Origin of the sequence: Burkholderia sp. BCC1988 (assembly GCF_905339895.1) — a bacterium.
Classification (GTDB): domain Bacteria; phylum Pseudomonadota; class Gammaproteobacteria; order Burkholderiales; family Burkholderiaceae; genus Burkholderia.
This window is the reverse complement of the sequence record NZ_CAJPHA010000001.1, coordinates 409,562-422,285: the sequence shown is the minus strand read 5'-3', so window position 1 is coordinate 422,285 and position 12,724 is coordinate 409,562. Positions and strand designations below refer to the sequence as shown.

The following is a 12,724-nucleotide window of genomic DNA, read 5'->3' as shown; positions in this document are numbered from 1 at the left end:
GGTCGTGTGTCGCCGGTCGGCGGCAGCGTGTATTTCTGACCCGATGCGCGGCAACCAGCAAAATTTTCCGCCCGAAGCGGCAACGACCGAATGGCGGCACCGGGTTGATTGCGTTCGTAGCGCGGGTCTTCCCGCGCTGCCGCAACCGGCCCGGCGACTACGTAATGCGCGGCTTTTTCACTTGCGCCCGTTCGGCACAATGGATCATTGCGCGTGGCCCGCCTGCCGCTGTGCCGGCACGTCACGCATGCCGCGGGAGAACGGACATGGTGTTGATGGCTGTGGGCGGGGGCGGACCGGTGAACGTGCCGCAGCCGCAGGATGACAACGATCCGGCACCGACGAACGGGGCCGGCAGCACCCCGCCGGCGCAGACGCCGGAACAGCAGGCCCTCGCGGCCGCCCAGGCCGAGACGCAGCGCCTGCTGCAGCTCGCGCAGGCCGAAATGGCGACGCTCAAGCGCCTGCACGACCAGGGCGCGTCGCAGGCCGATCTCGACAACCAGGTGAAGAAGGCCGAAGCGGCATGGGGCTCGGTGCAGGCGGCCGTCGAGAACCAGATGCGCGTCGCGGCCGACGGCGGCGGCGACACGAACAAGGCGATCGCGGGCGTGGCCTCGGATCTGCGCAATGCGACGCCGAACGATCCGGTGCTCGGCTCGGTGCTCGACGATGCGCAAAAGGCGGTGTCGGCCGAATCGGCGCCCGAGCGGGCGACCAACGTGAAGGCGTTCCAGTTCGCGCTGGCGATGCAGAAGGACCAGGCCGCGAACGCCGACGTGAAGCAGTACGACGCGCAGCCGGGCGGAGTCCGGCGCGCCGATCCCGACACCGGCGTGCAACTTCGCCAGGCGGCCGGCACGGCCGACACGAATGCCAACAACGCGTACACGGCCCTCACCACCGCGTTGCGCCACGAGTACAGCACGTCGGCCGCGACGCTGCGCCTGAACGACGCGAAGGCCGACTACGCGGCGTGGCAGAAGGAGCCGGGCGGATTGCGCCGTGCCGACGAGGCCGACGTCACGCAGGCGCTGGCGCAGGCGCAGAGCCAGTACGACAAGGTCGTGACGGGCGGCGACGACACCGCACTGACCTACGTGACGGCCGACGAGCAGAAGCAGGTCGTCGCGTCGGTGAAGCAGAATCACGACGGCATGTGGTATACCGGCCTCGTCGACGCGCTGGGCGAGGAAAGCCAGCTCAAGCGCACGATCGCGACGATCAATCCCGACGATCCGTCGCTGTCGCCGCAGATGAAGCAGCTCGCGCAATCCGATCCGGTCACGTTCGCGCTGTTGCAGGACACCGGTGTGACCGTCGATCCGAACGATCCGAAGCTGTCGCCGCAGGAGAAGGCGCTCGCGCAGCAGAATCCGCTCGCGGAAGCGTTCGTCAAGCTGACGGGCATTCCGGTGAGCACCGACGGCAAGAGCGACGCGGACGCGAAGGCGCTGAACGCGAAGATCGACCAGGCGGGCGGCGTGTTCGCGTACGCGATGGCGCAGGCGCAGGCGGACAAGAACAATCCCGGTTACCAGAAGATCCAGACGCTGCTTGCGGCGGCGCCCGAGGTGCGGCTGCAGTACACGAAGCAGCAGGTCGCGCAGCTGATGCAGGGCCCGGGCAGCAATCCCGGCGCGGCGCTCCAGGTGCTGAAGACCAACATGGACGCGTCGTTCTCGCTCGACGAGCGCCGGACGCTGTGGACCCAGGCCGGCCAGCCGCATTTCGACGCGAAGTTCATCCATTCGCAGATCGATCCGCTGATGCAGAAGCCCGATGCGGATGCAACGGATCAGGCGAGCATGCGTGCGCGTTACGACGACACGATGAACGCCGACAAGGCCGGCAAGTGGATGCAGGACATCCTGAACAATGCGCCGCCCGAGTTCGCGGGCGTCGTGCTCGATACCGTCGAGCACGATTTCGGCAACAAGTGGATGCAGACGAACACGGGCACGCCGCAGCCGTACGGGCAAGGCACCGAGTTCTACAAGGGGCTCAGCAAGGCGGTCGGGCTGGCGGACCAGCAGCCGAGCGCGAGCGGCGTGCCCGTGCGGCGCGAGGACGACGTCGCGAACTGGCTGCTTGACGACAAGGGCAACGCGAAGACGCTGATCTATACGCTGCGCGGCAGCAACACCGGCTACGGTTTCGACACGGTGCGCGAGGCGCTGTCGTCGGGTGTCGATCCGGCGTTGTCGAAGGCGTTGCTGTCGAAGATGCAGAACGACGACCGGTTCCAGGCGGGCTTCGCGAACGACTTCCAGCTGCGTTACGACCAGGGCATCAAGAGTGCGCAGAACAAGCAGAACAAGGACGCCGCCAACGCCAGCTACAAGCTGTTCCAGGCCGATCCGGACAAGCAGCTGAAGGCGTATTTCGACGACTTCCAGAAGAACTTCGACGACAAGTCCTACACGTTCGCCACCGGCTCCGACCAGATGACGAACTTCGTCGGCGCGGGGCTCGGAATCCAGCCGGACGACCCGGCCGCGACGCCGACCGACCGCAACGACGTGCCGTCGATGGCGATGCTCGAGCAGTTGATCATCGGCAACGGGCAGTTGCAGAACGGTGTGGCGGTCAACAGCCGGTCGCTGTACGCGAGGAATTCGGCGGCGACGCAGATGATCCAGACCGTCGTCGACCAGATCCGCAAGGTCGGCGGCGACCACGCGGTCGTGTCGCTGGTGCCGATCTACTACGTGTCGAAGGGGACCGGTACCGCGCCGAGCGCATTGTTCAAGGTGCAGGTCGCGAACCATCCGGACCAGTTCAAGCTGATCGACGATCGCGGCTGGAAGTACGACACCGTCGACGACTACCAGCACAACAACGCGCTGTCGGACGACGGCAAGCTGTACGTGCCGAAGAGCCTGACGAACGGCGCGGCGTCCGGCGGTTACGCGCAATACGAATCGATCGACGCGCACAAGACTGAGTGGTACCAGCACGTCGAACACTATCTCGAGATCGGCACGGGGATTCTCGCCGCGGCCGGCGGTGTCGTGCTGGTCGCGAGCGGCATCGGTGCGCCGGTCGGCGGCCTGATGCTCGGCGCCGCGTGGACCGCGGTCGGCGCCGGGATGGCGGTCGGCGTGCCGGCCGCGATCGGCGACCTGAACAATCTGAGCGAGCACGGGCAGTCGATCGGCTTCGGCAATGCGCAGGCGCGCGGCGACTGGATCAGCCTGATCGGCAGCGGCGCGGGCATCGCGGGCGGCGGGCTCGGCGTCGCGGCGAAGTCGCTCGCGGAGGCGTCGTCGCTGCTGCGCACGACGGGCCAGGTCTCGGACATGGTCACGCTCGCATCGCGCGGCGAGGGCGTGACGGCCGACGTGGCCGGTCTCGGCCGTTTCGCGCAGGAAGCCGATGCGTTCCAGTCGGTCGCGCAGACGACGGGCCGCACGGCCGGCGTGCTCAACGTCACGGGCGGCGCGATCGGCGGCTATCAGATGGTCGACCAGGGCGTGTCGCTCGTGAAGAACTGGGACGCGATGTCCGACTCCGATCGCGCACAGCAGTTGCTGAACCTCGGGATCGGCGTCGCGCAGATGGGCCTCGGCTCGCATACGCTGATGGAACGGCCGATTCGGGCGATCACGAAGACGCCGGCCCCGCCGGCGACGCAGCGGCCGATCGCGATCGACGTGGCGAACGCGATGTTCGCCAACGGGCTGGCGAACCAGCGCCTCGCGGTCGGCGAGATCGGCAACCCGTGGCAGCACGCCGAGGAACAGGCGGCCAGTTTCGGCGAGCCCGCCGGCGACGGCGAGCCGGTGTCGCCGGCGGAAGGCGGGCTGCGGTCGCGCTTCACCGCGTGGCTGCGCGCGCGCCGCACGCAGGGCACGCCGGACGACGGCGACGCGATCCTGCTGCGGCTCGCGCCCGATGCCGAAGGGATCGACGGCGAAGCGACGCCGGCCGTTGCCGCCGCGATCGCGGGCGATGATGCGACGCCGGCCGTGGCCGGCACGCCGGCCACGGCGGGACGCCCCGCGTCGTGGCCCATTCCCGCGCATGTGGCGGCCGATCCGGACGCGCTGGCCGGCGTGGTCGGGTCGATTCTCGACAGCGGCAACCGCCTCGAGGACGTCGAATACTACGTGTACGCGCTGGAGGACGGCGAAGGGAACGTGCGCAAGCCGGACGAAGACGGACTCCCGTCGACCGAACGTGGCAACCTGGGAGACGACATCCGGGCGGCGAACGCGGACGCGCGGCGCGCGGCGGCCGGAGACGATCCGGTGAAGCTCGCGGCCGCCGCCTCCAGCGAGGACGGTACGATCGGCGTCACGCGTTACGCGTCGTTCCACGACGCGATGATGGTCGCCCGCGGCGGCGTGGCGGCGCGCCGCTACCAGGTCGCGCTGGTCGACCACGGTGCGCTCGCCGCGGACGGTACGGTGCCGCCCGAAGCGGTGGTCGCCCGGGTCGGGCTCAACGACGCCGGCGACGCGCTGATGCTGTCGATGAACGACGCGTACGATCGCACGCTGCGCGTGATGTACCCGCGCGGGTTCGATCCCGCCAAGCCGCTGATCCGCAGCGAGGACGGCCGGCGTGTCGACGTGATCAACGCGCCGCCCGGCATGGACGAAACGCAATGGGGCGCGTATCCGCGCCGCGAAGCCGACCTCGCGATCTATTCGAACCATCCGGACCAGCCCGAGAACCGGCTGCCGGCGGGCGAGCGGCCATTGATGCCGGTGCCGCCTGGCTACTTCGCGGTGTACGCGCATGCGTGGTCCGACGCGTTCGCGAGCGCGACCGGCAAGCCGATGAGCGCCGAAGACCTGGCCGAGCTGGTGCGCCAGAGCGGCTGGGACGGCAAATCGCCGGTGATCCTCTATGCATGCGGCGCGGGTACGCGGGTGAGCCCGCTCGCGCAACTGCTCGCGAACGTGCTGGGGGTGGACGTGTACGGCGCAAGCGGCTTCGTCGCGTGGCGTTCGCCGCGCTATCGCAGCGACGGCAGCCCGGACTCCGGCTATACGACCGGCATCGTGGTGGAGCCCGGCGCCCCCAGTCTCGCGGGGAAGCCGGACCATTCGGTGCAGCATGCGCCGCGCACCTACCGCTTCTCGCCGGCGCTGGCGGTCATCGACCAGGGCGCGCACGCGGTCGACTGGAGCACCGTGGCGCCGCGCCCGGTGTCGAATCGCTGGGGCGCCAGCGGCGCGTCGGGCGACGCGCGCGTGCCGCTCGGCGTCTACGTCTGGCGCGTGCTGACGAATCGCGGCGGCGCGGTCATCAATCCGCGCAGCCGCCGCCCGGCGAGCGCGCTCGAGATGACCCACGCGCTCGAGGAACTGGCGTGGAAAGGCTATACGCCGGGCACGCCGATCGCGCTGGAGGGGCCGCACAGCGGCGCCGATCCCGAATTGCTGCAGGAATTCGCGGACCTGATCCAGGCGCCGGTGTTCGGCCGGCTCGGCGACGACGACGCGGCCGGCTGGCGGCGCGCGATCCCCGATCCGGGCCGCCGGCTCGCGCGCTTCCAGATCGAACCCGACGTGAACGGCAAGTTCTCGCCGGGCCGCGCGCAGCCGGTTCGCGTCAATCCGCTGGAATTGCGGCCGGTGCCGGGCTCGAATGTCGTGAACCTGCTGGGCCACGCGACCGCGCGGCAGTTCCTGAAGGTGTCGGGCTTCGACATCGCCGAATCGCATGGCACGAAGCCGCGCGACGTGCGCTGGGACAGCGCGATCGCCATCACGAAAGACGGCAACACGATGTCGCCCAGGGAATTCGCGCGCAGCCTGCTCGAGGATGCGGCCTACACGGAAGGCAACGGCGTGCTGCTGACCGGCTGCTATCTCGGCTCCGGCGGCTACCCGTTCGCGCAGGAGCTCGCGTATGAGCTTCAGGTGCCCGTGATCGCGTCGATCGCGTCCAATTCGATACGCGGCACCGGCGCGCTGGAACTGCACCCGAACAGCGACGACATCGTCGTGCCGGCACACGATCCGGATGTGTCGACGCGGCTCTACCTGCATGTCCCGGAGGCGCCCGACGCGAACGAACCGCCGCTGGTGTTCGCCCGGCGCGGCGAACCCGTGCAAGGCGCAGTGGCGCACGGGTACGACGGCGCGCCGGTCGAACCGGTGCGCCCGATCGACGCGCAGATCGATCCGGACGCCGACAGCGGGCGGCGCGGCAACACCGGCACGCCGGGCGATGCCGCGCGGCCGGGCGCGACGGCACATGGGCCGGCCCAGCCGCAGCCCCCGGCGCATCCGCGTCTCGCACCGGAGCGGGACGCGGGCGAGCCGCCCGTCGACGAGCCGGTTCCGGTCGTCGACGTGGCGCCGGGGCAGATTTTCACGGCGGACGAGTGGGCTGCGCGCACCGAGCAGGCCGCCGAGGCCGAAGCCGACGACGGCCTGTCGGGGATTCCGCAGAAGACGTACCGGAACAACAGCCGCGTCTATACGGACCGCACGATCGCCAACGACGGCGTGATGACGACGACGATTCACGGCGAGTCGGTACTGCAACCGGGCTTCGACGACGTGACCGGCGTCGACGCGACGCAGCACCCCGAATTCCTGCGTCCGGCCGACACGCTTTTGATGCCGGCCGACGACCCGCTGCACCCGGTCGGCACGCGCGGGCTGATGTCGCCGCCGGGCCATCACGTCGTGTTCGGACACGGCATGTCGGCCGATGCGATGCTCGGCCCGGACGGCCGGCCGGTGACGCCGGACGAGGTGGCCGAGCGTGTCGCGCCGCAGCTCGAGGCGGGGCAGGACGTGACGCTGTATTCCTGTTTCGGCGGGTCGGACAAGCACGATCCGTTGCGCGTCGCGCCGGGCCAGGTGCGGGCCGCGAGCGGGACGTTCGCGGCCGCGCTCGCGCAGCGGCTGTCCGAACTCACCGGGCGGCCGACGTCGGTCTGGGCGCCGCAGGACATCCTGCTCGTCAAGCCGGACGGCTCGGCCACCGTGCGCGTGACGCGCCGGACCGGCGAGGTCGACAGCGACCGCCTGCCGATGCAGCGCTTCGTCGGCGACCCCGCGCGGGCGGGCCGCCCGGCACTGCCCGCCGGACCGGACGCGGAGCCGGCACCGAGCGCCGCGCATACGGCGCCGCCGCCACGGGCCGAGCGGCCGGCGCGTCCGACGGTGCCGCGCGTGCCCGATCCGACGTTCGCCGATCCCGGCTACGACTTCACGCCGATTCCGGACGGCACGTTCGAATCGGTCACGCTCGACCATCCGTTCCGCAGCGCGCTGGCCGACCGGCCGGGCGTGGTCGGCGATGCCGCGCGCGTGACGCAGGCCGGCGGCACCGTGAGCCAGCACTGGCCGAGCTATTTTCTCGACGGCCCCGAGCCGACCCGCGTGATCGACGACGTGATGCAGGCGTTCGACGCGGCCGGCCTGACGAACCTGCGCGTCGAATTCGTGACGGGCGACGGCAGCATCGTGCTGGGCAGCGGCACAGATTTCGGCGCGCTCGATCCCGAGGCGGGCTGGTTCCGGTTCAGCGGCACGGTGCCGGATGCGACGGCGTCGGCAGCGCACGCGACGGGCAGCACGGCCGCCGAAGCGCAGCGCGCGTTGCCGGACGGCGTGACGACGGTCGCGCACGACGATCTCGGGCAGGCGCTCGATGCGGCGCAAGCCGGGCCGCGCAATCACGCGTACGTGCCGGCCGATGCGCTGCCGGACGACACCGCGTTCGCGCAGGGCGACCTGACGCCGGCGGAACGCGTCGCGGCCAGCGCCACCGCGCACCTGGCCGCGGTCGAGGCCGCCGCACCGGCCGACGTCGCGCTGCTGTCGGCACTCGGCCACGATCCGGCGAGTGCGCTGCGCGTCACCACGCCCGACGGCGGCTCGCTGTTCAAGCCGGCCGGCGTCGACATGTACGTCGTGCGCACCTGCGATGCGGCGACGGGCGACGTGTCGTACCGGCTCGTCGGCGTCGATCGTTCCGGCTTGCCGGAAGGCTATGCGGCCGTGCATGCCGGCGGAACGCGCGCGCTCGGCGCGGTCGACGGCAACCCGACCTGGCCGAGGTTCGGCCACGCGGGGCCGGCCGGCCGTCTGGCGAGCCCGGCCGGCGACCCGGCAAGCAACAACCCGGCCGCCGCGGCGACGCCGGCCACCGTTTCCGGTCATTCAGCCGCCCCGGCCGCGCCGCAGGGGGCCGCAGCGGTCGAGGCGGCAAATCAGGCGCGCGCCGCCGACTGGCTCGACACCCTCGGCCGCCGCACGCTCAAGCGTGTCGACGGCCGGCATGCGCCCACGCTGGACGGACTCGCCCGGCAGCTCGGCCCCAACGCGCATGTGCTGGTCACCGCGCATCACACGCCGCCCGACGGCGCCGCGGCCTATACGCCGCCGGCCTTCGTCGCGGTGCTCGAGACCGACGCGAACGGCGCGCTCGGCCCGGTGCGGATGCTGAACGGCAAGCGCGTGCCGCCCGCGCTCACCAAGGCGCTGGAAAATACCAACAGCGGCGGCCGACGCGCACGCGGCAAGTTCGACTTCCATGTGTCGCCGGTCGCGCACGACGAGCTGGTGGCGTTCGGCGGCCCGTCGAAGATCGAGACGCCGGACGGCAAGACGTCGTGGGACGTGACGGGCTCGGGCCATGCGATCGAGACGACGCTCGCCGGCGACGTGTCGAAGCTGCAGGACGCGCCGGTCTTCAAGCGGCCGCGCCAGGCCGTGCGTGCGGTCTCCGGCGCACAGCGCTGGATTCACGTGGTCGACGACGAGACGGGCAAGGTGCTCGGCCATGCGGAGCGCAACACGAACCACGAGTGGAAATATTTCGAAAAGGCGTCGCTCGGCGATACGGAGATTCCCGAGCAGGATCTGCGCACGGTGTTCCGGCGCCGCCGCCGCGGCGGCATTCCGGTCGGCCGGTCGCCGCGCCGCGGGATCCGCTTCGTCGTCAGCGACGTGGCGCCGGCCACCGTCGACCGCATCGGCGGGTTCCGGCCGGCGAAGGCGGCCCCGGCCGTCGAGAAGAAACCGATCCGCTCGGCCGGCGACCTGTTCCAGTCGATCGTGCCGGTGCGCCGGCCGCTATCGCGCGCGGAGCAGGGCGACGACGCGAACGCCGCGCCGCTGGCGCCGGTCGATCCGCATCTGTTGCCGTCGGACAAGTCCGCGCTCAACGCGGTCGACTTCAGCGGCAACAGCGTGTCGCACCTGCTGACCGCGATCCGCAACGGCGCGCTGGACGGCGGCCGCCATGTGATCTACGTGTTCAGGACGGACGGCGCGGTGGCCGAGGCGCTCGGCGATCCACTCGGCGTGATCGCCGAGCGCGATGGCGAGATGCGCTGGTTCGACAAGATCCCGCAGGTCAGCAACAAGAACCATCCGGGCGTGCCGCTCGACGCCATGCCGATCGGCAACGATCGCTTCGGCACGGACGTGCATTTCCTGCTCACGCAACTGTCGCCGCGCGATTTCCTGAACAGCGCGCGGCCGACGCGCGTCGCCGCGCTCGAAGCGCGCGCGAAGGCGCTGCACGATCAATGGAAGGCGGCGGAAGCGCGCGGCCTGCACTCGGCGCCGTTCCGCGCGCTCGCGGCGCGCACGCGGCACGGCTACAACGAGGTGCTCGCCGACTTGCGGCGTCTGGGGAGCAAGGGCACCGCGCCCGAGCCGCTGTCGATCGAGCCGTACCAGCCGGGGCTGTCGTCGGCGACCTCCGTCGAGTTCAGCCTGCGCCACGGCGCGGCGAAGCCCGAGCAGTATTTCGCGACGCACCAGCAGATCGAGGCATACAACAAGCAGGCGCAGCGGCCCGGCGACGTGAACCTCGTGCTGAAGGGCGAGCCGCAGGCCGTGATGGTCGACGTCGGCATGTGGCGCACGCTGCTCAACAAGCTGTACGTCGCGCGCGACGTGTCGACGTCCGCATCGCGGTTCCTGCCGGTGCCGGGCAAGCTGCGCGCCCGGACGCGCAACCTGGGCGCGGCGACCGTCGCCGACAAGCGGATCCGGCAGATCTTCACGCGCTCGAGCGAAGCGTTGCAGGATCGCATGGTGCCGATGGCGCGCTCGTTCTCGCTGAGTGACGATCCGGCGTTGATGGGCGCGCTGGTCGAGCGGTATGGCGGCGTGATGCCGGTCGTCACGCTCGTGATCGATCCGCATTCGCTCGCGGCGGTGCTCGGCAAGGCGCACGATCCGGATTTCCTGCGCGCGGTACGCGCGCTCGGCGACCAGAAGCACGCCGTGTTCGACGGCGAGAACGGGATGATCCATCCGGCGCCGGGCTCCGACGGGAAGGCGCTCGCGCTCGACGATCTCGCGCATCTGCATCGCTGGCTCGACGAGGCCGCGCGCACCGGTTTCGCGATCCGGCTCGAGACGGCGCCGTCGCGCGCGCTCGTGTCCGGCGCCGACTACCGGTTCCAGTCGGGCACCAACGACACGTATCACGATTACGTGCGTGTGATGACCGCCCTCGAACGCTGGTCGAACGCGCATCCCGACACGAAGGCGCCGAACGTGATGGTCACGTTCCACGGCTGGGACGCGGTGCCGGAATCGGTGCCGGGCGGCGGACACGAGAAGCTGCTGCGCGCGGTGCTCGAGCGCAAGGGGCTCGAATGGGTGCACATGGGGCTGTCGTATGGCACCCACGGCGCGGACTTCATCGGCAACCAGGATCTCACCGGCGCGCTCGCGAAGCTGATCGTGGAGAACCGCAACCGGCCCGGGATCATCGACCGCTTGCATGGCGCCGATGCGCTCACGCGCGTGTTCGAGCGGGTCGACCGGCAGACGCTGGCGAACCAGCATCAGCTGCTGTTCGCGGAAGTCGAGCGGCTCGGCGCCGCGGACGGCATGACGCCCGCGGACATCGCCGCGCTGCGCCAGAAGCTCTACGAAGGCAACACGACCGTCTGGCTGAACCAGGCGCGCAAGGCGACGATCGAGCATGCGATGCCGCTGTGGGATGCCGACGGCAACCCGCCGCGCACCGGGACGGACGAGGGCGCACGCAAGTTCGGCGGCCGCTGGCTGACCGACTACGGCGCCGGCGTGCCCGACCGCGTGACCACCGGCAAGCGGCCGGCCGCCGCCGACCCGCTCGACCACTGGCGCGCGGTCGTGCACGATCCGGCGCTGATCAACGACGGCACCAAGCCGATCGGCACGAGCCGCCGGGAAGCGGCGCAGCTCGCGAAGGTCGACATTCCCGACGCGAAGCGCGCGCAGGCGGAACTGCATGCGCTGCGGGTGCACGACGAACCGATCGGCGAGAACACGCCGCCGCCGTCGTCCAGGCGGATCGCCGGCGACATCGCGGCGGCCACCGTGACCGGCGGTGCCGGCGCGGGCGTGCTCGTCGCGGTCGGCCGGGAGTCGGTGCGCACCGCGACGAACTCGCTGTATGCGGGCCTGCGGGTCGGGCGCGTGTTCCAGGCGCTGCATCACGGCGCGGTCGCCAGCCTGAAGAACGGCGATCCGCGCGTGTTCGATCGCGTCGTCGACCGGCTCGTGCGCGGGCTGCAGGCACAACTGAAGGCGAACGGCTTCGACGTGGACGCACGCGGCGCGCAGTTGGAGCAGATCGCGCACGAGGGCAAGGCGATGGCCGCCCAGCTGCGCGCGCTGAACGACGACGGGATGCTGTCGTTCGACGATACCGTCGCGCACACGAAGGCGATCGCCGCCGACATGCTCGCGCAGATGCAGGGCGTGGTCGGCGGGACGTCGCTGAAGCTGCTGCATCACGGCAGCCCGCGCCATTCGGTCGGCCGCGTCGGCCGCGTGCTGGCGCTCGGCGGCTACGGCGGCTCGATCACGATGAATGCGTTCAGGGCGATCACGCACGGCGACCTGCTGGCCGGCGGACAGGCGATCGGCGGCGCGTTCAGCGCCGTCTACACCGGCATCGTTTACAAGGGCAGCCTGCGCGGCGTGAATGCCGAGAACCGCAGCCAGCTGGCGCGGATCGCGAGCGCGACCGGCGACTACCTGACCTCGGCGGTCGGCATCGCAACCGGCGTGCATACCGCGCTGACGGTGGATCCGGTGACCGGCACGCTGACCGCGATGTCCGGCGCGCTGCTCGGCGCCGGGCGGCTGCATTCGCATTTCCCGAACGCGACGCCGTGGATGGAGCGCTTGCCGACCGGCATCGCGCTGGCGCCGGTGGCGATCTTCGGGATCATGCAGGGGATCAGCCTGTACACGTCGGCAACCGCGTCGGACGATCAGCACAAGGCGCCGGGTTCGTCGCCGAAACCGTCGGGTTCGAGTGCCGGGGCGCCGACGCCGAGTGCGTCGTTTGCGCCGTCGCCCGGCACGACGAGCGCACCGGTGCAGCCGAATGCGTCGGCAACACCGTCGGGATCGGCGACGGCATCGGCGTCGGCGAGCGCGCAGCCGTCGGGTACGCCATCGCAACCGGCGCAGCCTTCGACGGGTTCACCGAGCCCCGCTCCCACGCCGCTGACGGTGACCGTTGCGGCCGGCGATTCGTTGTGGACGATCGCGCAAAGTCACGAAGGATCGTTGCTTGCCGCGGCACACGTGCCGGCCGACCAGCAGCAGCGGATGTCGGACGGTCAGCGGATCGACGTCGCGCTCAACGAGATCCTGCAACTGAACCCGAACCTGGCGAGCAAGCCGGGCGAGATCGATCCGGGGCAGCTGGTCGTGGTCGGGTGACGAGGGCGGCGCGCGGAACGTGTGCGGGGCGGATGCAAGCGACGCGTCGCGCGTGACGACGA

The 12,724-nt window shown here is 70.8% G+C and carries 1 protein-coding gene; it reads left to right on the top strand.

Going from position 1 to position 12,724, the window contains the following annotated elements:
* Positions 1–266 precede the first annotated feature (266 nt).
* The gene (locus tag U4012_RS01730) at positions 267–12,662 is read left to right on the top strand and encodes an LWXIA domain-containing protein (protein WP_321795628.1); all 12,396 of its coding nucleotides are present in this window, start codon (positions 267–269) and stop codon (positions 12,660–12,662) included.
* The last annotated feature ends 62 nt before the right edge of the window (positions 12,663–12,724 follow it).

Coding starts and splice junctions, on each gene's coding strand:
- U4012_RS01730 (WP_321795628.1), top strand. CDS start 267: ATGGTGTTGATGGCTGTGGGCGGGGGCGGACCGGTGAACGTGCCGCAG.